The following is a 24558-nucleotide window of genomic DNA, read 5'->3' as shown; positions in this document are numbered from 1 at the left end:
ATTTTTGGGGGGGGGGGGGCTATGGGGGGGGGGCGGTGCGCCAGGGAGGGGGGCCCCCCCCCCCCCCCCCCACCGCCGTTCAGTGCGCCGAGAGCACCGCGAGCAGCGCGCCGAGCAGCATGCACGGCCCGAACGCCAGCTGGTGGCCGGCCTTGGCCCGCCCGGTCAGCAGCAGCAGTCCGCCCCACAGCGCCGCGCAGAGGAAGCCCGCGAACACCCCGGTGTAGACCGCCGGCCAGCCGTACCAGGCGAGCAGCGCGCCGAGCGCCGGGGCGAGCTTGGCGTCGCCGAAGCCCATCGGGGCGAGCAGCGCCAGCGTCCCGTAGACCGCCCCGAGCACCAGCGCGGCCAGCAGGCAGCGGGTGAGCACGGCCGGTCGGTGGTCCAGCAGCGCGGCCAGCGGCAGCAGTACGGCCGTCCCCAGCGCCAGCCGCAGGGTGAGCGCGTCCGGCAGCCGGCGCTCGGCGGCGTCCACGAAGCCGAGCACCACGCCGAGCAGCCCGGTCCAGGCCAGCAGCAGGCCGATCGGCCAGCTCGCCGCCGCGCCGATCACGGCGCCGACCCCGACCGCGACCAGCTCCACCGCGAGCGGCGCCGGGCCGCCCGGCGCGCCCGTGCGCGGGCAGCGCGCGGTGGGCGGCAGCCACCGGTGCGCCGTGCCGCAGTCGCAGACCCGCAGCGGCTCGCCGTACGGCACGGCGTGGCGGGCCGCCGCCGCACGCAACGGCGGGGCGGCGGCCAGCCCCGCGGTGGCTCCCAGCAGCAGTCCGATCACGACTCCCCCTCTGCCCAACGCCGCCCCCGCGCAATCCCGGGCCGCCGGGAACGCGCGCGGGTTCGGGCGGTGGGCCCGTAGAGTGACCGCATGCAGGTCTTCCAGTCCAGCAAGCTCGCCAATGTCTGCTACGACATCCGCGGCCCGGTACTCGACGAGGCGATGCGACTGGAGGACCAGGGCCATCGCATCCTCAAGCTGAACACCGGCAACCCGGCCGCCTTCGGCTTCGAGGCCCCGTCGGAGATCCTGCAGGACATCCTGCGCAACCTGGCCGGCGCGCACGGTTACGGCGACTCCAGGGGCCTGCTCTCGGCCCGGCGCGCCGTGGTGATGCACTACGAGGAGCGCGGCCTGCACGACCTGGGCGTCGACGACGTCTACCTGGGCAACGGCGTCTCCGAGCTGATCCAGCTGGCGATGACCGCGCTGCTGGACAACGGCGACCAGGTGCTGGTCCCGGCTCCCGACTACCCGCTCTGGACCGCCTCGGTCAGCCTGGCCGGCGGCACCGCCGTGCACTACCGCTGCGACGAGCAGTCCGAGTGGTACCCGGACCTGGCCGACATCGCCGCGAAGATCACCGACCGCACCCGGGCGATCGTGGTGATCAACCCGAACAACCCGACCGGCGCGGTCTACCCGCGCGAGGTGCTGGAGGGGATCGTCGAGCTCGCCCGCCGGCACCAGCTGGTGGTCTACGCCGACGAGATCTACGACAAGATCCTCTACGACGACGCCGAGCACGTGCCGCTGGCCACGCTGGCCCCGGACCTCTTCTGCGTCACGTTCAACGGGATGTCCAAGGCCTACCGGGTGGCCGGCTTCCGGTCCGGCTGGATGGTGCTCTCCGGCGACCGTGGCCGCGCGCCCAGCTACATCGAGGGCCTCAACACGCTGGCCAGCATGCGGCTCTGCGCCAACATGCCGGCCCAGCACGCGGTCGCGGCGGCGCTCGGCGGCCGGCAGTCGATCAAGGACCTGCTGCTGCCCGGCGGCCGGCTGCTGGAGTCCAGGGACGCCGCGTACCGGCTGCTCAACGAGATCCCCGGGGTCAGCTGCGTCAAGCCGAAGGGCGCGCTGTACGCGTTCCCGCGGCTCGACCCGTCGGTCTACAAGGTGCGGGACGACGCCCAGCTGGTGCTGGACCTGCTGCGGTCGCAGCGGATCCTGATCGTCCAGGGCACCGGCTTCAACTGGCCGGATCCGGACCACTTCCGGCTGGTCACGCTGCCGCGCCCGGAGGAGATCGAGGACGCGGTGACCCGGATCGGCACCTTCCTCCAGGGCTACGTGCAGCCGTAGGGCCTTTCCACCGACGAGAGCGGCCCCCGGAACGCCGACGGCCGCAGTCCCCAGCCCGGCGATCCCACTGGTCGGGGAGGATCGCCGGGCCGGAGGCCGCGGCCGTACCGAGGTCGAGCGAGGTCGAGCGAGGTCGAGCGAGGTCATGCCGGTCCGGCCGCCACGCGTTCCGCGCGCGGCGGTCGGACCGGAACCCCGGAGGCGTCAGCCCAGGCGCTTGACCAGCGCCCGGTACTCGTCCCACAGCTGGCTGGGCGTGTGCTCGCCGAAGAGCTCCAGGTGGGCGGGGATCAGCCCGGCCTCCTGCCGCCAGATGTCGGTGTCCACGCTGAGCAGCAGGTCGAGGTCGTCGGCCGACAGCTGCAGGCCGTCCAGGTCGAGCTCCTCGGCCTTGGGCAGCCGGCCGATCGGGGTCTCGACGCCCTCGACCGTGCCCTCCAGGCGGTCGACGATCCACTTGAGCACCCGGCTGTTCTCGCCGTAGCCCGGCCAGACGAACTGGCCGTCGCTGTTCTTGCGGAACCAGTTGACGTAGAAGATCTTCGGCAGCTTGCCGGCGTCGGCCTGCGCGCCGAGCTTCAACCAGTGCGCGAAGTAGTCGCCCATGTTGTAGCCGCAGAACGGCAGCATCGCGAACGGGTCGCGGCGCAGCTCGCCGACCGTGCCCTCGGCGGCGGCGGTCTTCTCGGAGGCGATGTTGGAGCCCAGGAAGACGCCGTGCTGCCAGTCGAAGGACTCGGTGACCAGCGGAACCGCGGTGGCCCGGCGGCCGCCGAACAGGATGGCCGAGATCGGCACACCCGCCGGGTCCTCCCACTCGGGGGCGATGGTCGGGCACTGCGCGGCCGGGACGGCGAACCGCGCGTTCGGGTGGGCGGCCGGGGTGCCGGACTCCGGCGTCCAGTCGTCGCCGCGCCAGTCGGTCAGGTGGGCCGGCGGCTCGTCGGTCAGGCCCTCCCACCAGACGTCACCGTCGTCGGTGAGCGCCACGTTGGTGAAGACGGTGTTGCTGTGCAGGGTGGCGATGGCGTTGGCGTTGGTGTCCACGCCGGTGCCCGGGGCGACGCCGAAGAAGCCGGCCTCCGGGTTGATCGCGTAGAGCCGGCCGTCCTTGCCGAACCGCATCCAGGCGATGTCGTCGCCGATGGTCTCCACCTTCCAGCCCGGGATGGTGGGCTGGAGCATGGCCAGGTTGGTCTTGCCGCAGGCGCTCGGGAAGGCCGCGGTGACGTACTTGACCTCGCCGCTCGGCGGGGTGAGCTTCAGCACGAGCATGTGCTCGGCCAGCCAGCCCTCGTCACGGGCCATCGTGGAGGCGATCCGCAGCGCGTAGCACTTCTTGCCGAGCAGCGCGTTGCCGCCGTAGCCCGAGCCGAAGGACCAGATCTCCCGGGTCTCCGGGAAGTGCGAGATGTACTTGGTGCTGTTGCACGGCCACGGCACGTCCGCCTGGCCCTCGGCCAGCGGGGCACCCACGGTGTGCACGGCCTTGACGAAGTCGCCGTCCTCGCCGAGCTGGTCGAGCACTGCCTGACCCATCCGGGTCATCACCCGCATCGACACCGCGACGTAGGCGGAGTCGGTGATCTCGACGCCGTAGGCGGCCAGCGGCGAGCCGACCGGGCCCATCGAGAACGGCACGACGTACATCGTGCGGCCCTTCATCGAGCCCCGGAACAGACCCTGCTCGCCCTGGAAGATCTCCCGCATCTCGGCGGGGGCCTTCCAGTGGTTGGTCGGGCCGGCGTCCTCCGCCCGCTCGGAGCAGATGAAGGTGCGGTCCTCGACCCGCGCGACGTCACTGGGGTCGGACGCGGCGTAGTAGGAGTTGGCTCGCTTCTCGGGGTTGAGCTTCTTGAAGGTGCCCTGCTCGACCAGGAGTTCGGAGAGCCGTTGGGCCTCCTCCTCCGAGCCGTCACACCACTCGACGCGGTCCGGCTGGGTGAGCTCCGCGATCTCGCTGACCCACGCCACCAGGCGCTGGTGACGGGTCGGGGCGGCTGCGCTGAGGGCAGAGTTCTCGTACGACACGATCGCTCCGTTTCACGCCTGATCGTCCATGACAGGCGTCCGGGGGTTTGAGGGTGCTTGCAGCGTAGCCCGGCCATTTGAGGGACAACACGGCGTCATGGCAGCTTTGCCGCAAGTTTTGCTACTCATTGGCCAAAAACTGGCAGATTCCTGGGCGACTTCGGCAGGTGTCGACCATGAGTCGATCGGGGTGGAACACTCCAGAATGGCCAAAAGTGATGAGAGCCACTTCCTACTTACAGGTAACCTACGCACCCGTAGGTAGCATGAGGATCATGACTGCGGCCTCGGACACCTCTGCCACGCCTGCGCCCGGCTCCCCACCCGTCGGCGGCGTGCTGCCCGCCAAACCCGCCTGGCGCGGCTGGCTGCACGCGGGGATGTTCCCCGCCTCGGTGGCCGCCGGGATCGTGCTGATCTGCCTGGCCGACTCGCCGCGGGCCCGGGTCGCCTGCGCGATCTACTCGGTGACGGCCTGGCTCCTGTTCGGGATCAGCGCCGTCTACCACCGCTTCGACTGGGGACCGCGCGGCGACGCGGTGCTGCGCCGGCTCGACCACGCGAACATCTTCCTGATCATCGCGGGGTCCTACACACCGTTCACCATCCTGCTGCTGCACGGTGGCCGCCGGGAGCTGCTGCTCTGGCTGGTCTGGGGCGGCGCGCTGGCCGGGATCGCCTTCCGGGTCCTCTGGGTCGGCGCCCCGCGCTGGCTCTACACGCCCTGCTACCTCGCGCTGGGCTGGGCCGCGGTGTTCTTCCTGCCCGACTTCCTGCGCACCGGCGGGGTCGCGGTGATCACCCTGATGGTCGTCGGCGGCCTGCTCTACAGCGCGGGCGGCGTGGTCTACGGCCTCAAGCGGCCCGATCCGTCACCGCGTTGGTTCGGGTTCCACGAGGTCTTCCACGCCTTCACGCTGGGCGCCTTCATCGTGCAGTACGTCGGCGTCTCACTGGTGGCCTACAACGCGACCGGCTGACGACAGCCCGTCCGCCGGCCGCGCCGCCGACGACCCGGCGCGCCGGCTGGCCAGCGCGTCCCGCTGCTCGCGGGCTCGACGGCAGCGCTCGCAGTGCGCGGCGTCCTCGACGAACGGGCCGGCCGGTGTGCCGGGGTGCTCGCGGCGCAGCAGGTAGCGGAACCGGCGGGCGACGTAGACCATCACCAGCAACACCTCGACCGAGGCCACCGCCCAGACCAACGGCGCGCCGTCGACCAGGTAACCCGCGACCACCATCAGCGCGCCCGCCACCACGGCGACGCCACCCCAGAGCTGCAGATCCCGCGCATCGCGCACAGCCACCGCCACCTCTCCCCGCTCTGACCCCGTGCCACATGGTATCTACCGACCGTGACACGCCGTAGTCAGCGGTGGGCGAACAGCGCGTCAACCTTTCCTCAACTCCCGGTGCCAACAGGCACGCGGGTGCCCCCGAGGTTCCGGGGGCACCCGCGGACCGCGGTCAGCTACGGCGTCGGCGGCGGACGGCGAGCGTGCCCGCGGTCAGCTTGCCGTGGCGCCGAGCGCGGCGGCGACCGTCACGGCGGGCACCGCCGGGCCGTGGCCCGCGGAGGCCGGGGCAGCGGCCGAGAAGCCGCCGCCCTGCCCGGACCGGTCGTAGGTCGAGCCCGGCAGCTTGTCGCCGTACCGCTGGTGCACCAGCCGCTGGTAGTCGGCCAAGTTGGTCCCGTCCGGCCCGACCGAGCTGCGGGCCTTCGCGTCCAGCGGCAGCACCCGGTCACCGCGCAGCATGTACCACGCGTTGACCTGCGGTTCCCGGAAGACCGTGCCACCGCCGCCGCTGGCGCCCAACGCCGTGTAGTCGGTCTCGTCGCCGCCGGAGGCGATGTTCACCACCCGCCACCCCCTGCCCTGCCGAACCGTCCAGACCGAGGCGGCCCGGCCGTCGGCGGCGACCGCCTCGGTGGCCGTGAAGTCCACCCGGGCCACCGGAGCACCCTTCGTCCCGGCGACGAAGCCCGGGTCGAGGGTGTGGACCGGCACGGTCGGCCCGGAGAGCCGTGGGGCGGCCTGCGCCGCGGTCGTGGCCGCGCGCCGGATGGTCGCACGGGTCGTCATGGCTGCCTCCTCAGGCGCCGATCCGGTAGAGGGAGTGGGTCCAGGAGAACGAGTCGTTGCTGACGTAGTAGTCGTAGGCCGCCCAGGTGTAGCGGTAGTCGGAGGGCCACGGATCGCCCCAGTAGACCCAGTTGTCACTGGTGTCGTAGCCGTACAGCACCTCCATGTGACCGCCGCCGGAGCCACTGGATCCGGGTCTCCACCGGACGGTCGTCGTTGATCTCGTTCTGCACGGTGCTGTAGAGCAGGTGGCCGGTGACGTAGTCGCCGGGGTTGACTCCGTGAGCTGACTGAGCATCAATCTCCCTGCCACTCCTAGTCAATGCCCTCTTGACGGACTCGGAGGGCGATGTGAACGCCGGCCGCCGGATGTGAACGTCCGGCCGACTTGCTCACCGGGAGGGTGACAACAGGCGTCCGACGTGTGAATATTCACCCCCACCGTTCACCCGGAGGCCCGCCATGCAGCGCAGTCCCACGCAGCGCAGTTCGCCGCCCGAACTGGCCACGGTCCTGCGGACCGGCCCCTTCCACCTGGCCCTGCGGACCGCGCTCGGCGCGCGCGGCCTGGCGCTGCACCGGGTGCAGCAGCACCTCGCCCAGCGTGGCGTGCACGTCGGGGTGACCAGCCTGAGCTACTGGCAGCAGGGCCGGCGCCGCCCGGAGCGCCCCGAATCCCTGCGCGCGGTAGGGGTGCTCGAGGAGGTGCTGGAACTCCCGGCGCACTCGCTGACCCGGCTGCTCGGCCCCCGGCGGACGCTCGGCGCGGAACCGGCCGCGGTGCCCGTCCGCCCGTACCGCGACCTGATCTCCCCCGCCACCGCGGTGGACGAGCTGCTCGCCGAGCTGTCCGGGCCGCGCGACACCGGCCTGCACACCGTCGCCCACATCGAGCGGATCCGGCTCGGTGCCGACCGCCAACTGCTGCGCCGCGACTCACAGCACGCGCTGCGGGCCCACCGCGACGGCGTCGACCGGTACCTGGCCATCTACCAGGGCGACCCGGGCTGCGACGTGGACCGGGTCGCCGTCCGGGCCGAGGAGAACTGCCGGCCCGGCCGGATCCGCCGTGACCGGACGGCCCGGCTGGTGATCGCCGAGCTGCTGCTGGACCGCCGGCTGCGCACCGGCGACACCCACCTGCTCGGCTACGGCTTCGACGACGCCCCCGCCGCACGGCCCACCACCGAGTACGTCCGGGGCTTCAACTCCGCCGCGGGGCAGTACGTCCTGCAGGCGAGCTTCCACCCGGACGCGCTGCCGGCGCGCTGCCACCGCTTCGCCGCCCGCACCCCCGGCGCGGTCCCGTACGAGAGTGAGGAGCTCACCCTGGACGGGCACCGCTGCGTGCACCTGGTCGCCGGCGGGCTGGCCCCGGGGCTGCTGGGCGTGCGCTGGGACTGGGAGTAGCCCCGGGTCCGCCCGGTCAGGTCAGGTCCGCCCGGTCGGTTCGATTCCGTTCACTCCGCGAACTCCAGGGTGATCCAGTCCCCGACCGGCCGGTAGCCGATCAGCTGGTAGATCGCGTTGCTCACGGGGTTGGTCAGGTCGGTGAAGAGCAGCACCTCGGCGGCGCCCCGGGCGAGCGCGTCCGCCGTGGCACCGGCCGTCACCGCGCGGCCGTAGCCCCGGCCGCGCTCGCCGGGCGGGGTGTAGACCGGCCCGACCCGCACCATCCCGGCCAGCACCGGGGAGAGCCCGGCCATCGAGACCGGGCGGCCACCCTCGTCCTCCCAGAGGTGCAGGGCGCCCATGGCGATCCGGCGGTCCACGATCTCGCCCGGGGCGCCCGTCCGGACCCCGGCCTCGGCCACGAACTCGCCGAACCAGCCGAGCAGCAGTTCCCGGTCCGCCGGCCCGGCCGTCCGCAGCCGGCCGGCCACCACCGGGTGTTCCAGGGTGCCGAGCCGGTAGAGCCGCTCGTTCGACTCCCGCCGGACCGGCCCGGCCCGCCACTCGCTCCAGGCAGCGGCGAAGGCCTCGGCGGCGGCCACCTCCCCGACGACACCGGTGGGAGCCTCCTGGGCCGGACCGGCCGCGAGGGTCCGGGCCAACTCGGCGGCCGCCTCGGCAGGCATCCGGCCCAGCCGCAACGGGTGCGGCGGGGTCCGCAGGAAGGCCGCCGCCACCGGCGCGTCCGGTGCCGGGCGCCACCAGCCGAAGCGCGGCGGCCGGTCCGGGTCGCCGCCGGCCCCGCCCGCCGCCAGACGGTCCACGATGGTCAACAGCACGGTGTTCTCAGCGGGGTGGGCGGCCAGCGCGACATCGGTACGGGCGCGGAACTCGGCGAGCGAGTCGGTCAGGGTCCAGGTCATACCGCTGATCCTGACCCGGCCGCCGCCCTCCCGGCAGCCGGATTTCCCGCCGGCCGGGCCACTTCGCTACTCCGCGTGGGCGCCCAGCCGGCGGGCCAGCTCCGCCGGGTCGGCCGTGGGGGCCTCGCAGGCGAAGTGCCGGCAGACGTACCCCGCGGGCGCGCCGTCCAGCAGCGGGCGGTCCGCCAGCAGCGGCACCCGGGCCGGCTCGCCCGGGCGGGTCGGCTCGCCCAGCGCCACCACCGCGCCGGGCGCGGTGCCCGACAGCGCCGCGCGGTGCAGCGCGGCGGTCCGCGGGTCGCCGGCCGGGCCGACCACCGCGACCTCACGCGGTCCGTCGGCCAGCGCCTCGGCCGCCGCCAGTCCCCAGCCGATGAACCGCGGCGCCTGCCCGGCCAGTGCGCCGACCACGCCCAACGCCCGCTCGGCGGCGGTGCGGTGGCGCGCGGAGCCGGTGTACGCCGAGTACGTCAGCAGCGCCTGCGCGGCGGCCGTCCAGCCGGACGGGGTCGCGTTGTCGGTCGGGTCCTGCGGGCGGCGGATCAGCTCCTCGGCATCATCGGCCGTGTCGTACAGCGTTCCTGACGTCTCGTCGGTGAAGTGCTTGAGCACCAGGTCGAGCAGCCCGCCGGCCAGCTCGAGCCAGGACTCCTCACCGGTCACCGCGTAGAGCGCCAGGAACCCCTCGGCGGTGTCGGCGTAGTCCTCCAGCACCCCGGCGTTCGGACCCGGCCGGCCGTCCCGCGAGGTGCGCAACAGCCGTCCGGTCTCGGTCAGATGGACCGAGAGCAGCAGGTCGGCGGCGCGCGCCGCGGCCTCCACCAGGTCGGGCCGGTCCAGCAGTGCGCCGGTCTCGGCGAGTGCCGCGACGGCCAGGCCGTTCCAGGCCGCGACCACCTTGTCGTCCCGGGCCGGAGCCGGACGCTCGGCGCGGGCCGCCAGCAGCCGGGTCCGGACCCGCTGGTACGCCGACGGATCGTCCGGCTCGTGCAGCAACTGCAGGACGGAGGCGCCGTGTTCGAAGCTGCCGTGCTCGGTGACCGAGAACAGCTCGGCGGCCAGCGCACCGTCCGCCTCACCCAGTGCCTCGGCCAACTGCCCCGGTGTCCAGGCGTAGTAGGCACCCTCGGCGGACCTGCCGGTCGCCGGGTCCAGGCTGTCCGCGTCCAGCGCGGAGGCGAACGCGCCCTCGGGGGTGCGCAGTTCGCGCAGCAGGAAGTCCGCGGTCTCCAGCGCGACCCGGCGCGCCTGCGGCTGCCCGGTGGCCCGCCACAGGTGCAGGTAGACCCTCAGCAACAACGCGTTGTCGTAGAGCATCTTCTCGAAGTGCGGCACGATCCACTCGGCGTCCACCGAGTAGCGCGCGAAGCCGCCGCCGAGCTGGTCGTAGATCCCGCCGCGGGCCATCGCCTCGCAGGTCCGCTCGGCCATCTCCAGGGCCGGGCCGGAGCCGGTCCGGGCGTGGTGGCGGAGCAGGAACTCCAGCACCATCGACGGCGGGAACTTGGGCGCCCCGCCGAAGCCGCCGCACTCGGCGTCGAAGCCGTGGCCCAGCGCGACCAGCGCCTGGTCCAGCTCCGCCGCCCCCGGAGGGCGCAGCCCCACGCCCGCGCCGTACACCGCGGCCCGCTCCGCCAGGTCGGCCCGGATCCGGCCGGCCACCTCGCCGACCTCGTCCCGGCGCTCCCGCCAGGCGGCCGACACCCCCTCCAGCACCTGCCGGAACCCGGGCATCCCGTGTCGCGGCTCGGGCGGGAAGTAGGTGCCGAAGTAGAACGGGTCCTTCTCGGGGGTGAGGAAGACCGTCATCGGCCAACCGCCCTGCCCGGTCGCCGCCTGCACCGCCTCCATGTACACCGCGTCGACGTCCGGCCGCTCCTCGCGGTCCACCTTGACGGAGACGAAGTGCTCGTTGAGGTACTCGGCCAGCCCAGCGTCCTCGAAGGACTCGTGCGCCATCACATGGCACCAGTGGCAGGCCGCGTACCCGACGGACAGCAACACCGGCACCCCCCGCCGCTCCGCCTCCGCGAACGCCTCGGGGGACCACTCCCACCAGTCCACGGGGTTGTCTGCGTGCTGCAGCAGGTACGGGGACGTGGCGTCGGCCAGACGGTTCACCATGCGGGCAGTATCGCACCACCGGCTACGGGAACCCCGGAATCGGAGGACTGGTGGAGCCGGTGCTAGCCGATCGATCCGCACGGCCCCGCCGCACGCGCACTGACTGCGGAGTCGAACGGCACCGCAACCTTCATCACACCCTTCTTGTCCGGTTCGAGGTGGGAACCGTGCGCGGCGCCCCGTGCCGTGTCGCACTCGGTCTGACGAGCAAGGGGAACCACTCCGCCGCAGTGATCGCCGAACGCGCGATTCAGGAGTTCTCGCCGATGGCCGTGCTGTTCGTCGGAGTCGCAGGCGCCCTGTGGGACACCACCAGGCTGGGCGACGTGGTGATGGCGTCACACGTGTATGCCTACCACGGCGGGACCAGCGAGCACGACGGACTCAAGGCTCGCCCCCGGGCGTGGGAAGCACCGCACGGGATCAGCCAGATCGCCTCCCACCTGGCCCGCCTGAACGACTGGGCGGACCCCGTGCCCGGTCACGAGGACGCACCGCAGGTGCGCTTCGGGGCGGTCGCCGCCGGCGAGATCGTACCGACACCACCTCGGCGATCAGCAGCACGTCCTCGAAGCCTTACCGCTTGCCCTGCCGCTGCGCGTCCTCCCGCGTGATCGCGAGGTCGGGGGCCGAGTTCTCACCCGCCGGGAAGTCGATGTAGACGTCGGAGACAGTCTTCGCATGACGCCCGAACGACAGGATCGTGTCGTACTGCATCGACTTGATGGTGCTGGAGTGTTTTTGCTCCGCGGGGGTCATGACCACCTTCCCGTCGACTCCGACCGCGTCGACGCTCATCAACGGCTCCTTCCCGTCGCCCCTCAGGATGTGGGGCCACCGTCCCGCACAGGGTCCACTACGAGAGTGCCGGCCGGGGTGACCCTCGGCGTCAACCACGCGGCCGGCTCGGCCCATGAGGCCGTAACCCGGCGAGCGACACTTCCTGCTCCTCGTCTGCGGGCACACCGGACGCCCATCGCCCATAGTTACGCTGAGCGTAATTATTGAATGCCAATCTTTGCATCGCCCTCCCCCGCGCTGGCCGCTGAGACTGAACAGGCCCGCGGAGCGCGGGAACCGGCAACCTGAGGTTGGTAGTCATGCAGCGATCCGTGCGTACTGGGCGCACCGGCGACGTCCTGGCCGCGGTGAGCCAGAGCGGCCCGACCGTGTCCTTCTTCGACGCCGTCTCCGACCGGCTCCTCGGCTCGGTCGAGACGCTGCCCGAGCCACACGAGCTGTGCTTCGATCCGGTCCAACGGCTGTTGTGGTGCGCGAACACGTACCGCTCCGGCTACTACCACGCGAACTCGGGTCGGCGCAGCCAGCTGACGGTGATCGACCCGGACAGCCGGCAGATCGTCGAGGTCGTGGACATCGCCCCGGAGCTCGGTCCGCACGGACTGAGCCTGGATGTCGAACGCGGGCGCCTGTACGTGAGCGTGGAAGGCACGGCGGACGGCGACGGCGGCGTCGTGATCATCGACACCGTGACCCGACGGCCGATCGGCCGGATCGGCGTCGGTGCCTTCGGCCCGCACTGGTTCGTCGTCAGCCCGAACGGCGGGCGCGGATACGCCAGCAACAAGCAGGCGCCGTTCGTCTCCGTGCTCGACCTGGTCGAGGGCGAGCTGATCGACAGGATCGAGGTTCCCGGAAGCGAGGGCCTGGCGGTGTCCGGCGACGGTACGCGCCTGTACGTGGCGGCGCCCTATGCGGCCTTCGGCGGAACCGTGCCGACCGCCTCGCCCGGCATCCGGGTCATCGACACCGAGCGCCGCAGCGTCATCGACGTCCTGGAGACGCAGAGCGTGGTGGTGCCCGTGCACCTGACCGCCACGGGGAAGGTCCTGGCGGGCGAGGTGCGCATGGCCCCGGACGTCAGCACCGACCCGAGCCGCCGCGAGCCCGGCCTGGTGCAGCGCCCCGGGCAGCTGACGGTGTTCTCAGCCGGCACGCACGAGCGGCTCGGCGGCGTCGAGATCGGGCGCTGCCCCCTGACCATCACCTCCTCGCCCGACGGCGCGCTGGCCTACGCCTCGAACGTCATCGATTCCACCGTCGACGTGATCGACCTCGAATCCTTGCGGCGCATCGCCCGGCTGGAGCTGCCCAAGCTCGCCGAACCCGGCGCGCACGGGCTGGCCTACATCCCGAAGCCCGCCTGACCGACGCACGTACCCGGGCCTGCCAGGTGCCCAACCGCCGGGCCCGCCGTGGCGAATGCGCAGCGCGCCACACGGCGCCCGCCGCATCCCGCTCCCCGTCCGAGAAACCAGCACCGAGACCCCAGTACCGAGAAACCGGAGAAACACCCATGCGACGCATCGCCCTGATCACCGGCGGCAACCGCGGCATCGGCCGCGCGGCGGCCCACGCCCTCGCCGAGGACGGGACCGACCTCGTCATCACCTACCGGTCCAATCCACAGGAGGCGGAGGCGGTCGTGGCGCAGCTCACCGAGCGCGGCAGCACCGCGATCGCCCTGCCCCTCGACATCACCCGCGACGAGAGCCTCCCGGAGTTCGCCGAGCAGCTGCGCGAGCGACTGCACGAGCTGTGGGGGCGCGAGCGCATCGACATCCTCGTCAACAACGCGGGCTTCGACCGCCTGACCCCGTTCGGCCAGACCGACGCGGCGACCATCGACGCGCTCCACGCCGTCCACGTCAAGGGCCCGATCCTGCTGACGGAACAGCTCGCCCCGATGGTCAGCGACGGGGGCCGCATCCTGTTCACCTCCACCGGCCTGACCCGGTACGTCGCCAACCCCGCCTACTCGGTGTACGCGTCGATGAAGGGCGCCATCGAGGTCTACACGAAGTACGCCGCGAAGATCCTCGGCACCCGGGCGATCACCGTCAACGTCCTGGCGCCGGGGGCGACGGCGACCGACTTCGCCGGCGGCGTGATCCGCGACAACGAGGAGTACCGGGCCATGATCACCGCCAACCACGCCTCCGGCCGGGTCGGGGAGCCCGAGGACATCGCAGGCGCGGTGCGCACCATCACCTCCGCCCACGCCGGCTGGATCACCGCGCAGCGCATCGAGGCCTCAGGCGGGCAGAGCCTCTGACGGCTCGTGAAGCACTCGAACCCGTGCCGGCAGTCCCGGCGCCTTCGGCCGCCAGCCCGGGGCTCGGGTTCACCGCCCGGCCGTCTGCTCCCGCGTGAAGGTGCTGCGGATGCGGCTCCGGAACCACCGGTGAGCGGGATCGGCGTCGTGCGTGGGGTGCCAGGCCATGCCGATCTCGATGGGCGGGACGTCCAGTGGGATGGAGAAGGTGCGCAGGCCGAGCGCGGTCACCGCGCCGGGCAGGTCGCCATCGGTGACCGCGGCGGTGGTGAGGCAGACCAGGTCGGTCGTGCGGGCCAGCAGCATGGCGCTGGTGTGGCTGGGCACCACGACGGCGACGTTGCGCCGCAGGCCCTGCCTTGCCAGGGCGGTGTCAATCGGGCCGTACCGCTTGCCCGTGCGGGAGATGCCGATGTGGTCCGCCTCGGCGAAACGGCGGGCGGTGATCGGCTCGTCGAACAGGGGATGGTCCTGGCGGGCGGCGCCGAGCAGCGGCACAGTGACCAGCCGTTCGCTGCGGGTCTCCGGATCGAGGTGGCCGAGCACGCCCAGTTCGACATCCACCGAACCTCGTCGGAGCGCTGGGGTGTTCTCGATGGATTCGGGCAGGAACACCACGCCCACTTCGGGGGCCTCGGCGCGGAGCCGGCCGGAGAGCTGAGCAGCGATGTCGGCCAGCAGCAGTTCACTGGCCTGCACGCTGAATGTCCGGCGCAGCGTGGTGGGGTCGAGCCTGCCGTGCGGCGCGAGCATGGCCTGCGACCGTTCGAGCAGCGCGCGCACCTCGGCCCTGAGCTCCAGGGCCCGCGGGGTCGGCACCATCTCCTGCCCCGCACGCACGAGCAGCGGGTCGCCGACGATCCGGCGCAGGGCGGAGAGCTTGCGGCTCGCCGCGGCCGGCGAAGTGCCCAGCCGCTCGGCCGCCTTGGTCACGCTGCTGTCCTGCAGCAGAGCGTCGAGCGCCACGAGCAGGTTCAGGTCCATGCGTGCTCCACGGTGACGCCGTATCGTCCGACGCAAAGATCCTATGCCAGTCTTTGCATCGTCCCGCCCGACTCGAACCACCACCCGCTGCGGTTCACCGCGCTTCTCGTGATCGTTTCCCGGCGCGAGCAGCCTGCGTCAGCCCCGCTCGTCGGGTTCTCCGTGGAAGGACAGGAGGCCGTCCGCGACGACCACCACGGGGAAGAGCGCGATCCCGCCCTCCGGATCGGTGTTCCGCTCCTGACGGACCACCGAGCCCCGGGTGCGGACGCCCTGACGCAGCGAGCGGCGCTGCCGGCGGACCTCGTAGCCCGCGCCCACCAGGGTGGTCAACCCCGCGGCCAGCAGGAGCAGAAGGAGCGACAGTCCGTCTCGGCCCTTCGCTCCGACGGTTCGGGGCTCGATGGCCCTTCCACGAACGACACGCGCAGGACAGCCGCCGTTGCACCGGTCACCGGAACTCGCGGCGTCGATGACGCGCCAAGGCCGCTGGGGCCGGGGGCGCTTGCCGCAGTGGACCGGCACTCCACCGTGGCGGCACCACCTGGCCCGGCGAAGGCGCACCTCTCCGAGGGTCGTCACCATGGGATGACTCCGCTGTCGTCGAACAGCTGGCCCGTCGGCCCGTCGTCGGGCAGGGTCGCCAGCCGGATGGCGATCTCCGCGCCCTGCTCGGGGGTCCGGGTGCCGGTGAATCCGTTGAGGTCGGTGGCCACGTAGCCGGGACAGGCGTTGTTGATCAGAATGTTGGTCCCGCTCAGCTCCCTGGCGTACTGGATCGTGACGGCGTTGAGACAGCTCTTCGTCGGCGCATAGGCTCCGCTGGTCCCCCCGAGGTCGACCCCGGGCGTGGTCTGCAACGTCAGCGAGCCGACGTGGCTGGACTGGTTGACGATCCGCGGGTGCGCCGAACGGCGCAGCAGGGGCAACATCGCGTTGGTCACCCGCATGACGCCGATGACGTTCGTCTCCACCAGCCGCCGCACCGTCACCAGGTCGACGGTCGACGGCTCCTCCGGCCAGCCGCCCGCGACGCCGGCGTTGTCGACCAGCACGTCCAAACGCCCCGCCCGCTCGTCGATCAACCGCACCGCACCGATGACACTCCCGTCGTCGGTCACGTCCAAGGGCACACCGAAGGCGTCGGCGCCCGCCGCGCGCAGTCTCGCCACGGCGTCGCTCCTGCGCCGCCCGTCCCGGGCGCCGGTCAGAATTCCGCGGGCTGTTCGGCGGGCGCGGCGTCGGGGGCTGGCTGGTGTTGGTCGGGACGGCCGGGCAGCAGCAGGCAGACGGGGAGAGCGGCGGCGGTGAACGCCGCCGACCACCAGAAGGCGTCGCCGAAGCCCGATGCCAGGTCGGCCGGTGTGCGAGCGCCGGCGGAGGTGCGTTGCAGGATCATGATGAGCAGCGCTGTGCCCGCGGAGCCGCCGACCTGCTGGGCGACGCGGCTGATACCGGCGCCCTGGGAGATGTCCTCGGGCCCGAGTCCGACGAAGGCGGCTCCCATGATCGTGATCATGGCGGCACCCAGCCCGATGCCACGCACGAACAGCACGGCCATCAGTTCGACGTTGCTGGTGGTGGCGGTGACGAAGCCGAACGGCACGGTGGAGGCACAGGTGAGGACGAAGGCGGCGATGGCGACGGGGCGCGGGCCGAGGCGATCCATGCACGTGCCGGCGACCGCGCGGGAGATGAGGGTGCCCACGCCCTGCGGGATGAGCAGGAGGGCCGCGCCGAGGGCGGACTCGCCGCGGACCTGCTGCCAGTACAGGGGCAACAGCAGCATGGTGCCATACAGGGCCGCCCCGGACAGGAAGACCAGCACCGTTGACGCGGTGAGGTTGCGGTGGCGCAACAGCCTGATGTTGATCAGGGCCTCCGAGCCGCGCCGCAGGGCCCAGCCGGTGTAGCCGAGCAGGAGGGCCAGCCCGGCGGCCAGCGGCAGCGCCACCTTGAGGCGACCGAGCCCGGTGGACCCGGCGATCTGGGTCAGGCCGTAGACCACGGCCGCGATGCCGGGCGAGAGCAGCAGCATGCCGATGACGTCGAGGCGGGGGCGGGGGCGGGGGCTGGGTCGGTCCTGGGGCAGCTCTCGCCAGGCGAGGATGGCGCCGACGACGCCGAAGGGCACATTGAGGAGGAAGATCCAGCGCCAGTCGCCCAGGTGCAGGACGGCGCCACCGATCACCGGGCCGAGCACGGGGCCGAGGGCGGTCGGCACGGTGACCAGGGACATGACCTTGCCGATGTTGCGGCCCTTGGCGGCCTGCATGATCAGCGTGAACATCAGCACCATCATGATGCCGCCACCGAAGCCCTGGACCACCCGGAAGGCGATCAGGCTGGCGGCGTTCCACGCCGAGGCGGCCAGCAGCGACCCGAGCAGGAACAGGCCGAGTGCGGCGATCCACAGGCGCTTGCCGCCCAGGACGGCCTGGAGCCAGCCGACCGCCGGCATCACGGCGGCCAGGGCCAGCAGGTAGGCGGTGCTCACCCACTGGATGGTGGCCAGCGAGGCGTTCATCTGCCCGGCCAGGCTTTCGATGGCGACGCTCGTGATCGTCGTGTCGAAGATGACGGCGAGCGCGCCGACGATCAGGGTGAAGGTCATGCGCCGCAGGGCCGGATCGACGGCGCCCGCAGGATCGGTTGGTGTCTTGGCACTGTCGTCAGCGGCCACGGGAGACTCCATAAGGTAGGACTTCTATCTTATGGCCGCGACTCTAGGCCACCGCGGTAAGATAGGCAATCTATCTAAGGGAGGTTGTTGGCGGATGACCGAGCGACGCCGCGGGGCAGCACTGGAGAAGGCCCTCCTCGATGCGGCCTGGGAAGAACTCACCGCCCAGGGCTACGCGAAATTCACCATGGACGCCGTCGTCAAACGCGCCGGCACCAGCCCGTCGGTCCTGTACCGACGCTGGTCCGACCGCGACGAACTCGCCAAAGCCACCATCGCCCACGCACTCAGGCGGGCCCGCCTGGAGACTCCCGACACCGGAAGCCTGCGCGAGGACGTCCTCACTCTCATGCGCGCGATCAACGCCACTCGCGCCCAGCTCACCCCCACCATGTACGCGCACCTCGCCGCCCACTACCACGCGACCGGAACCCGCCCCAGCGATCTGACCGACCCCACCGCGACCGGGCGGCAGGAAGCCGTCGACGCGATCTTCAGTCGGGCCGTGGAACGCGGCGAGGTCGATCCGCGGCACCTCACCGAGCGCATCAAGTCCCTCCCCTTCGACCTGCTGCGCCACGAACTGCTCGCCACTTTCGCCCCCGCCGACGAGCACGTCCTCCAAGAGATCGTCGACACGATCTTCCTCCCCCTGGTCGCGCCCCGCCCCCGTTGATCGGCTTGATGGTGCTCTTCCAGGGCAAGCGGCGGCCCTTGTCGTAGCCCTGGGTCGCGTACGGGCACCGGGATCCGACTTCGGCAACGGACGGGAGTGACGGTTCCGGCGGTTCTCGGAGGAGACCCCCTCGGCTACGTGCTGGCCCCGTGCCCACACCCCCCGCCCGCACGGGCCGGAGGCATCGACCGCCCCATCGCCCGAACCCACCGTGGCCGCTTCCCCGCCGTTTCCGCACTGTCAGTCGATGCGTCAGACCCACCGGCGGCGTCACCACGGACGTCATCATCCCCGACCACGACAAGCTCCAGCTCCTCGCCGCGTGGGCCGCCACCGAGGACGCCGATGCCGCCGGTAGCCCGGTCCTCAGCGACCTGACGGACTGACACGCGGGACCACGACAGTCCCTCGGTCTTCGACGACGACCCGGCGGTGCGCCTCCCCCTCGCCAGCCGGGGCGCCCTCGAACCGACCGCGTCACCGCCCACCACGTGACCTGATCACCCGCACCGCGATGCGCAGACGGCCGAGCGTGCCCTCCCGAGCACCGATCGAGCCGAGTGCCGCCAACCGTCGCTCCTGGCAACGGTCTTCAGGCGCCCCGGAATCGCCGCAGTCCGCACAGCAACAGGTCAATCAGTCGGCGCGGATCGTACTCATCGTCGCCGTCGCGTCCGATGCAGAGGTTGCCGATGCCGCGCATCAGCTCGTAGGGCTTCAGGCCGGGGCTGATGTCGCCGGCGTCGACCGCGGCGTCGAGCAGCTGCGCGCAGACGGGCAGCAGGCGCTCGAGGAGGGCGTGCAGGGCGCCGAAGCGGTCACTGTCCGATTGCAGGACCTCGGCGAGTCCGTGCTTGGTGACCAGGAAATCGACGAAGAGGTCGATCCACCGTCGCAGCGCTTCGAAGGGGGAATCGGCCTCGGCCAGCAGCCTCGGTCCGGCCGCGACGCACGCTTCGATCTGGTGCCGGTAGACGGCGGTGACGAGGTCGGCCCTGGTCGGGAAGTGACGGTAGATGGTGCCCATGCCCACGCCCGCCCTGGCCGCGATCTGGCGGATCGGCGCGTCGACGCCCGACTCGACGAACACCTCGGCCGCGGCGGCGAGCAGTGCCTGCTGGTTGCGCACCGCGTCGGACCGCCTGCTCCGGGCCGGGGCCGGGGCCTTTCCCGTGGGGCTGTCGGCCGGCATCCGAGCCTCCTTCCTGCACCGTTGACAAAGCGGAGCATTGCTCCGGATACTAAGTGGAGCATCGCTCCGCTTCAGCTTAGGCGGAGCCAGCCCGTGCTGGCCATCGACCCGCCGCTCCCGGCCGAAGCCGGCGGTGGCCCTGGCAGCAGAAAGGACACGCCTACCATGCCTGCCTCCGACGCCGTCGCACCCGCCCCGACGCCCGCTCCGGTCCTCTCGTACAGCCCCCTGGTGCTGTCCGCGCCCGGACGCCCGGTGGACCTCCAGGTGCGCGTCACCGCGCCCGCGACCGGCGCCGACCTGCCCGTGCTCCTCCTCTCGCACGGTCACGGCAACTCGAACAACCTCTCCTCCCTCAACGGCTACGCGCCGCTCGCCAACCTCTGGGCGGCACACGGTTTCCTCGTCCTGCAACCGACCCATCTCAGTTCCAGGACACTGAGCCAGCTGCTCGCCGGCACCCCTGGCGCGCCCTTCTTCTGGCGCTCGCGCGCCGAGGATCTCAGCCGGATCCTGGACCGGCTCGACGCCGTCGAGGCCGCCGTGCCACAACTGGCCGGACGGGTCGACCGCGGCAGCGTCGCCGTCGCCGGCCACTCCCTGGGCGGATTCACCGCCTCCCTCCTCCTCGGGGCCCGGGGCACGGACCCGGACAGCGGCCAGGAGGTGGACCTGGCCGAGCCGCGGATCAAGGCGGGCGTCCTGCTCGCCGCGCCCGGCAGGGGCGGCGACGCCCTGAACGGACCCATGGCCGAGGTGGTGCCGTTCGGTCGCGGCATCGACTTCTCCACGATGACGACGCCGACGCTCGTCGTCGCCGGCGACAAGGACGACTCCCGGCACTTCACGGACCTGGGCCCGGCCTGGCACGCCGACCCCTACACCCTCGCCCCCGCCCCGAAGACCCTGCTCACCCTCTTCGACGCGGAACACGGGCTCGGCGGAATCGCCGGGTACGACGCCGCCGAGACCACGGACGAGAACCCCGCGCGCGTCGCCGCGCTCGCCCGCCTCACCGCGGCCTACCTCCGCAGCGTGCTCCACCCCGGCGACACGGCGTGGCAGACGGCGCGCGACAGGCTGGCGTACGGCCCGGGCTCCTTCGGACACGTCCGGTCCAAGGAGGCGCCCGGAGACTGAGCCACCCGAGCGTCCCACCCCCGGAGTCGGTCATCCCACTCGCCGGCCAGCCCCGTGGATCCCGGACGGGGCGCGACCGGGGTGTCCGCGTGCTGGCGGAGGTGCGGCGACGTCGCGCCACCGAGTCGGTTCACGCCCTCGGCGATCTCCGCGAAGGACGGCGGGGCAGCACGGCGCGCCGGCGGACCCGTTCGGCAGCCGGGAGCCGGCTCACCCGGAGCCGCCGACTCCGTGTACGGACGACCGGGAGATCCGGGCGCCGATTCGCCTGTTCGGCCCACCCGCCGCCGGGCCGGACTACTCCTGCGTGGGGTCCGGCTCCTCGATGAAGTCGATCCGCTTGAACTGCGAGTTCATCGACTTCACCAGGAACCAGGTGGCCACGCCCAGCGCGGCGAAGACGACGAAACCCAGCAGGCCGGGAGTGACCTTGCTCTCGTCGAGGGCCAGCGTGGCGACCGAGTGGGTGAGGTTCATGGGGGTGCTCATTCCTCCATGGTGACCCGGCCTCCTTACGGCCGGGCCACCGGGGTGGTGCGTGTCGGGCGCGGCGCCCGTGACGTGCTGCTCAGGACCTGTCCGGACGCCGCCGCGCGACGCCGGAGGCTACTTCACGCCCTCGGCGGCCAGGCTGGCCGCCCGCAGCCCGGCGAACAGGTCGTCCTCCGGCAGGTCGGTGTCGACCAGCGACCGCGCCAGCTCGTAGTCCTCGGTCGGCCACACCTCGCGCTGGGTCTCCAGCGGGACGCGGAACCACGGGCCGTCCGGGTCGATCTGGGTGGCGTGCGCGATCAGCGCCCGGTCCCGGGTCTCGAACCAGTCCGCGCAGTGCACCCGGGTGGTGATCTCGCGCTCCTGGCGCCCGCTCTTCTCCCAGCCGGAGATCCACTCGCCGTACGGGGAGTCCAGCCCGTTCTCGGTGAGGTACTTGTGCAGCGCGCGGATCCGGCCCATCGGGAAGCCGTGGTTGTAGTAGAGCTTCAGCGGCTGCCAGGGCTCGCCGGCCTCGGGGTAGGCGTCCGGGTCGCCGGCGGCCTCGAAGGCCCGCATGGTGATCTTGTGGGTCATGATGTGGTCGGGGTGCGGGTACCCGCCGTTCTCGTCGTAGGTGGTGATCACCTGCGGCTTGAACTCGCGGATCAGCCGGACCAGCGGCTCGGTGGCCGCCTCGACGTCCTGCAGCGCGAAGCAGCCCTCCGGCAGCGGGGGCAGCGGATCGCCCTCGGGCAGGCCCGAGTCGACGAAGCCCAGCCAGGCCTGCTGGACGCCGAGGATCTCCCGGGCGGCGTCCATCTCCTTGCTGCGGACCTCGTGGATGTTCTCCTCGATGAACGGGTCGCCCTGGAGCTTCGGGTTGAGCACCGAACCCCGCTCCCCGCCGGTGCAGGTGGCGACCAGCACCTCGACCCCCTGGGCGACATACATGGCCATGGTGGCGGCACCCTTGCTGGACTCGTCGTCCGGGTGCGCGTGCACCGCCATCAGCCGCAACTGCTCACTCAACGCCTGGTTCCTTCCGGGAATGTCCGGCTCAGCATCGTTCCCCCTATAGTGACGGACTGGAGGGCCCGCGCATTCCCCCGAGTTTCCGGGGTCGCACCACCAGGGCCGCCAGGGAAGGACTGATCGAGCCATGAACGGCACCACGACGGCACCCGTCGGCGCCCCCGAAGGCCGCTACGGCCGGCGCGACGACCGCGAGGCCGACCGCCGGCTGAAGATCGTCGGCGCGGTCTGCGGCGCGCTGGTGATCGGCCTGGTCGCCTGGATCGGCGTCTCGTACGTGATCACCAACTCCAAGCTGAACGGCGAGGTGGTGACCTTCCAGGTGGTCTCCGACAGCGAGGTCCAGGCCCAGCTGAACGTCAGCAAGGACTCCGGCACCGGCGGCGTCTGCACGATCCGCTCGCAGGCGCCGGACCAGTCCGTGGTCGGCCAGCTGGACGTGCCGATCCCCAAGGCCGGCAGCACCTTCTCCGAGATCGTGACGATCAAGACCACCGCCCGGGGCACCACGGCCGAACTGCTCAGCTGTACGCCGTCGAAGTAGCCGCCCCCCGGCAGCCCGGCGGTCGCATGAGCGGGCCGCCGGACGGGAAGTTTCTCCGAACGGGCCGTTAACGCGCCGCCAACGGCCCCTCCCGTCCGTCGCCGGACATTGTTACGCTCGTGGTTTCGCCCCTTCCGCGCCGGATGGCTCGGTCGCGGGCGTTGCTTTGTAGAGAGCACCGGCCCCCACCCACCCGTTCCACCCCTGCTGACACCAACCCTCAGCACAGCCCAGCACCGACGAGGAGCACCCGTGACCCAGACCAGCGACAACGTGACCTGGCTCACTCAGACCGGCTACGACAAGCTCAAGGGCGAGCTGGACTACCTGACCGGCACCTGGCGCACCGAGATCGCCCAGAAGATCGAGGAAGCGCGCTCGGAAGGTGACCTCAAGGAGAACGCCGGCTACCACGCCGCCAAGGACGACCAGGGCAAGGGCGAGGCCCGGATCCGCCAGTTGACCCAGCTCCTGGAGCGCGCCAAGGTCGGCGAGGCCCCCGAGGACTCCGGCGTGGTGGCACCCGGCATGGTCGTCACGGTCGCGTTCGACGGCGACCCGGACGACACCATGGAGTTCCTGCTCGGCTCGCGCGAGGCGGCCGGCGACGACCTGGACGTCTACTCGCCGCAGTCGCCGCTGGGCAGCGCCATCAACGGCAAGAAGATCGGCGAGGACGCCAGCTACGAGCTTCCGAACGGCAAGAAGGCCAGCGTCCGGATCATCGAGGCCAAGCCCTACACCGGCTGACGGACCACGCCGAGGGGCCCGGACGGCGCTTGCCGTCCGGGCCCCTCGGCCTACCACGGGTCGGCCTACCGCGAGACCACGTACCCCGCGTCCGCCAGTTCGCCGACCACCGCCAGGCAGTGCTCCGGCCCCTTGGTCTCCAGGTGCAGGTCCACCTCCACCTCGGAGGGCCCGAGCCGCGGGTCGGTCCGCACGTGCGCCACGTCCAGCACGTTGGCGTCCACCGCGGAGAGCACCCCGAGCAGCGCCGCCAGCGAGCCCGGCCGGTCGGACAGCCGGACCCGCAGCGAGAGGTAGCGGCCGGCCGCCGCCAGCCCGTGCCGCAGCACTCGCTGCATCAGCTGCGGGTCGACGTTGCCGCCGGAGAGCACCGCGACCACCGGTCCCTCGAACTCCCCCGGGTGCTCCAGCAGCGCCGCGATCGGGCTCGCCCCGGCCGGCTCGACCACCAGTTTGAGCCGCTCCAGGGCCAGCAGCAGCGCCCGCGAGAGTGAATCCTCGCCGACCGTGCGCACCCCGTCGGCCAACGTGTTGACCAGCTCGAACGGGATGTCGCCGGGCCGGCCGACCATGATCCCGTCAGCCATGGTGTGGAAGGAGGGCAGGGAGACCGGCCGCCCGGCCGCGAGCGAGGGCACGTACGCGGCGGCGCCGGCCGCCTGCACCCCGATCACCCGGACGTCCGGGCGCAGCGGCTTCACCGCGGCCGCGATCCCGGCCAGCAGCCCGCCACCGCCCACCCCGGCCAGGATGGTGCGCACTTCCGGACACTGCTCCAGGATCTCCAGACCCACCGTGCCCTGGCCGACCACGATGTCCGGGTGGTCGAACGGGTGGATGAAGACCGCGCCGCTCACCTCGGCGAAGCGCTGCGCCGCCTCGAGCGCCTCGTCCACCGTCGCGCCGTGCAGCCGGACCTCGGCGCCGTACTCACGGGTCGCCGCGACCTTGGGCAGCGGTGCGACGCGCGGCATGAAGACCGTGGAGCGCACGCCCAGCAGCGCCGCCGCCAGCGCGACGCCCTGCGCGTGGTTGCCGGCGCTGGCCGCGACCACCCCGCCGGCCCGCTGCACCGGCGACAGCCCGGCGATCCGCACGTACGCGCCGCGCAGCTTGAACGAACCGGTGCGCTGCAGGTTCTCGCACTTGAGGTGGACCGGCGAGCCGACCAGTGCGGAGAGGTGCCGGCTGCTCTCCATCGGGGTGACCCGGGCGACCCCGGCGAGCATCTTGTGGGCGCCGCGGATGTCGTCCACGGTGATCGGCCAGCTCTGCATGGGGTCAGCGTAGAGGGGGGGGGGGGGGAGGGGGCGGGGGGGGGGGGGGGGGGGGGGGGGGGGGGGGGGAGGGGGGGGGGGGGGGGGGGGGAGGGCGGG

The 24558-nt window shown here is 72.2% G+C and carries 23 protein-coding genes and 3 pseudogenes; 10 read left to right on the top strand and 16 right to left on the bottom strand.

What is annotated here, in order from left to right:
* Nucleotides 1-79 precede the first annotated feature (79 nt).
* On the bottom strand, nucleotides 80-775 hold the full coding sequence (locus ACZ38L_RS12980; RefSeq protein WP_465692153.1) for a prepilin peptidase: 696 nt from the start codon (nucleotides 773-775) through the stop codon (nucleotides 80-82).
* A 90-nt stretch (nucleotides 776-865) separates the two neighbouring features.
* On the opposite strand from ACZ38L_RS12980, the gene ACZ38L_RS12975 reads away from it, so the two are divergent.
* On the top strand, nucleotides 866-2080 hold the full coding sequence (locus tag ACZ38L_RS12975; RefSeq protein WP_465692151.1) for a pyridoxal phosphate-dependent aminotransferase: 1215 nt from the start codon (nucleotides 866-868) through the stop codon (nucleotides 2078-2080).
* A gap of 204 nt (nucleotides 2081-2284) precedes the next feature.
* Here the strand turns inward: ACZ38L_RS12975 and ACZ38L_RS12970 are convergent, their stop codons facing one another.
* The gene (locus tag ACZ38L_RS12970) at nucleotides 2285-4111 is read right to left on the bottom strand and encodes a phosphoenolpyruvate carboxykinase (GTP) (RefSeq protein ID WP_465692149.1); all 1827 of its coding nucleotides are present in this window, start codon (nucleotides 4109-4111) and stop codon (nucleotides 2285-2287) included.
* Between the two features lie 275 nt (nucleotides 4112-4386).
* Here ACZ38L_RS12970 and trhA point away from each other — a divergent pair, with 275 nt between their 5' ends.
* The gene (trhA, locus tag ACZ38L_RS12965) at nucleotides 4387-5091 is read left to right on the top strand and encodes a PAQR family membrane homeostasis protein TrhA (RefSeq protein ID WP_465692147.1); all 705 of its coding nucleotides are present in this window, start codon (nucleotides 4387-4389) and stop codon (nucleotides 5089-5091) included.
* Here the strand turns inward: trhA and ACZ38L_RS12960 are convergent.
* The 3 genes and pseudogenes from ACZ38L_RS12960 to ACZ38L_RS12950 form a co-directional block, all read right to left on the bottom strand.
* Entirely contained in the window at nucleotides 5062-5415 is a 354-nt protein-coding gene (locus tag ACZ38L_RS12960; protein WP_465692145.1) for a hypothetical protein, read from the bottom strand. The two genes, trhA and ACZ38L_RS12960, sit on opposite strands and share 30 nt — an antisense overlap.
* A gap of 201 nt (nucleotides 5416-5616) precedes the next feature.
* The gene (locus tag ACZ38L_RS12955) at nucleotides 5617-6192 is read right to left on the bottom strand and encodes a hypothetical protein (protein WP_465692143.1); all 576 of its coding nucleotides are present in this window, start codon (nucleotides 6190-6192) and stop codon (nucleotides 5617-5619) included.
* A gap of 10 nt (nucleotides 6193-6202) precedes the next feature.
* Nucleotides 6203-6473: pseudogene (locus ACZ38L_RS12950) on the bottom strand (papain-like cysteine protease family protein); the annotation flags it as partial.
* A gap of 181 nt (nucleotides 6474-6654) precedes the next feature.
* On the opposite strand from ACZ38L_RS12950, the gene ACZ38L_RS12945 reads away from it, so the two are divergent.
* Complete coding sequence (locus ACZ38L_RS12945) at nucleotides 6655-7602, top strand: hypothetical protein (protein ID WP_465692141.1); 948 nt, start codon at nucleotides 6655-6657, stop codon at nucleotides 7600-7602.
* Nucleotides 7603-7652: 50 nt separating this feature from the next.
* Here the strand turns inward: ACZ38L_RS12945 and ACZ38L_RS12940 are convergent, their stop codons facing one another.
* Both ACZ38L_RS12940 and ACZ38L_RS12935 read right to left on the bottom strand, forming a co-directional pair.
* Nucleotides 7653-8507, bottom strand: coding sequence for a GNAT family N-acetyltransferase (locus ACZ38L_RS12940; protein WP_465692139.1), 855 nt, complete (start codon nucleotides 8505-8507; stop codon nucleotides 7653-7655).
* A 66-nt stretch (nucleotides 8508-8573) separates the two neighbouring features.
* Nucleotides 8574-10631: a thioredoxin domain-containing protein gene (locus ACZ38L_RS12935; protein ID WP_465692137.1), complete on the bottom strand. Its 2058-nt coding sequence runs from the start codon at nucleotides 10629-10631 to the stop codon at nucleotides 8574-8576.
* A gap of 47 nt (nucleotides 10632-10678) precedes the next feature.
* Between ACZ38L_RS12935 and ACZ38L_RS12930 the strand changes: the two are divergent.
* Nucleotides 10679-11167: pseudogene (locus ACZ38L_RS12930) on the top strand (5'-methylthioadenosine/S-adenosylhomocysteine nucleosidase family protein); the annotation flags it as partial.
* A 40-nt stretch (nucleotides 11168-11207) separates the two neighbouring features.
* Here ACZ38L_RS12930 and ACZ38L_RS12925 read toward each other — a convergent pair.
* A complete protein-coding gene (locus tag ACZ38L_RS12925) occupies nucleotides 11208-11429 on the bottom strand; it encodes a hypothetical protein (protein ID WP_465692135.1) in 222 nt (73 codons plus the stop codon).
* 302 nt (nucleotides 11430-11731) lie between these two features.
* On the opposite strand from ACZ38L_RS12925, the gene ACZ38L_RS12920 reads away from it, so the two are divergent.
* Both ACZ38L_RS12920 and ACZ38L_RS12915 read left to right on the top strand, forming a co-directional pair.
* A complete protein-coding gene (locus ACZ38L_RS12920; protein WP_465692133.1) occupies nucleotides 11732-12799 on the top strand; it encodes a YncE family protein in 1068 nt (355 codons plus the stop codon).
* Nucleotides 12800-12948: 149 nt separating this feature from the next.
* A complete protein-coding gene (locus tag ACZ38L_RS12915; protein WP_465692131.1) occupies nucleotides 12949-13707 on the top strand; it encodes an SDR family NAD(P)-dependent oxidoreductase in 759 nt (252 codons plus the stop codon).
* A 69-nt stretch (nucleotides 13708-13776) separates the two neighbouring features.
* Here ACZ38L_RS12915 and ACZ38L_RS12910 read toward each other — a convergent pair whose 3' ends face one another.
* The 4 genes and pseudogenes from ACZ38L_RS12910 to ACZ38L_RS12895 all read right to left on the bottom strand — a co-directional run bounded on the left by ACZ38L_RS12910 (nucleotide 13777) and on the right by ACZ38L_RS12895 (nucleotide 17386).
* Nucleotides 13777-14691 (bottom strand): LysR family transcriptional regulator, encoded by a 915-nt coding sequence (locus ACZ38L_RS12910; RefSeq protein ID WP_465692129.1) that lies wholly within the window; start codon nucleotides 14689-14691, stop codon nucleotides 13777-13779.
* Between the two features lie 138 nt (nucleotides 14692-14829).
* Nucleotides 14830-15024: a hypothetical protein gene (locus ACZ38L_RS12905; RefSeq protein ID WP_465692127.1), complete on the bottom strand. Its 195-nt coding sequence runs from the start codon at nucleotides 15022-15024 to the stop codon at nucleotides 14830-14832.
* A 245-nt stretch (nucleotides 15025-15269) separates the two neighbouring features.
* Nucleotides 15270-15896 (bottom strand): annotated as a pseudogene (locus ACZ38L_RS12900) (SDR family NAD(P)-dependent oxidoreductase); the annotation flags it as partial.
* Between the two features lie 2 nt (nucleotides 15897-15898).
* Nucleotides 15899-17386: an MDR family MFS transporter gene (locus ACZ38L_RS12895; protein ID WP_465692125.1), complete on the bottom strand. Its 1488-nt coding sequence runs from the start codon at nucleotides 17384-17386 to the stop codon at nucleotides 15899-15901.
* Between the two features lie 82 nt (nucleotides 17387-17468).
* Between ACZ38L_RS12895 and ACZ38L_RS12890 the strand changes: the two genes are divergently transcribed.
* Complete coding sequence (locus ACZ38L_RS12890) at nucleotides 17469-18050, top strand: TetR/AcrR family transcriptional regulator (RefSeq protein ID WP_465692123.1); 582 nt, start codon at nucleotides 17469-17471, stop codon at nucleotides 18048-18050.
* A 592-nt stretch (nucleotides 18051-18642) separates the two neighbouring features.
* Here the strand turns inward: ACZ38L_RS12890 and ACZ38L_RS12885 are convergent.
* Nucleotides 18643-19242, bottom strand: a complete 600-nt coding sequence (locus ACZ38L_RS12885) for a TetR/AcrR family transcriptional regulator (protein WP_465692121.1) — start codon at nucleotides 19240-19242, stop codon at nucleotides 18643-18645.
* Between the two features lie 165 nt (nucleotides 19243-19407).
* Here ACZ38L_RS12885 and ACZ38L_RS12880 point away from each other — a divergent pair, with 165 nt between their 5' ends.
* Nucleotides 19408-20382, top strand: a complete 975-nt coding sequence (locus ACZ38L_RS12880) for an alpha/beta hydrolase family protein (protein ID WP_465692119.1) — start codon at nucleotides 19408-19410, stop codon at nucleotides 20380-20382.
* Between the two features lie 297 nt (nucleotides 20383-20679).
* On the opposite strand, the gene ACZ38L_RS12875 is transcribed toward ACZ38L_RS12880, so the two are convergent.
* Nucleotides 20680-20871 carry a hypothetical protein gene (locus ACZ38L_RS12875; protein WP_465692118.1) on the bottom strand — a complete coding sequence of 64 codons (192 nt, stop codon included), beginning with the start codon at nucleotides 20869-20871 and terminating at the stop codon, nucleotides 20680-20682.
* Nucleotides 20872-20988: 117 nt separating this feature from the next.
* A complete protein-coding gene (gene mca / locus ACZ38L_RS12870) occupies nucleotides 20989-21885 on the bottom strand; it encodes a mycothiol conjugate amidase Mca (RefSeq protein WP_465692116.1) in 897 nt (298 codons plus the stop codon).
* Nucleotides 21886-22015: 130 nt separating this feature from the next.
* On the opposite strand from mca, the gene ACZ38L_RS12865 reads away from it, so the two are divergent.
* Both ACZ38L_RS12865 and greA read left to right on the top strand, forming a co-directional pair.
* On the top strand, nucleotides 22016-22432 hold the full coding sequence (locus tag ACZ38L_RS12865; RefSeq protein WP_465692114.1) for a DUF4307 domain-containing protein: 417 nt from the start codon (nucleotides 22016-22018) through the stop codon (nucleotides 22430-22432).
* 252 nt (nucleotides 22433-22684) lie between these two features.
* Entirely contained in the window at nucleotides 22685-23182 is a 498-nt protein-coding gene (greA, locus tag ACZ38L_RS12860; RefSeq protein ID WP_396557978.1) for a transcription elongation factor GreA, read from the top strand.
* 65 nt (nucleotides 23183-23247) lie between these two features.
* Here greA and ilvA read toward each other — a convergent pair whose 3' ends face one another.
* On the bottom strand, nucleotides 23248-24459 hold the full coding sequence (ilvA, locus tag ACZ38L_RS12855) for a threonine ammonia-lyase (RefSeq protein ID WP_465692112.1): 1212 nt from the start codon (nucleotides 24457-24459) through the stop codon (nucleotides 23248-23250).
* Between the last annotated feature and the right edge of the window lie 99 nt (nucleotides 24460-24558).

The sequence above is a fragment of the Kitasatospora sp. NPDC024654 genome (assembly GCF_055559155.1).
The sequence above is the reverse complement of the archived record's forward strand: the minus strand, read 5'-3'. Positions and strand labels throughout refer to the sequence as shown.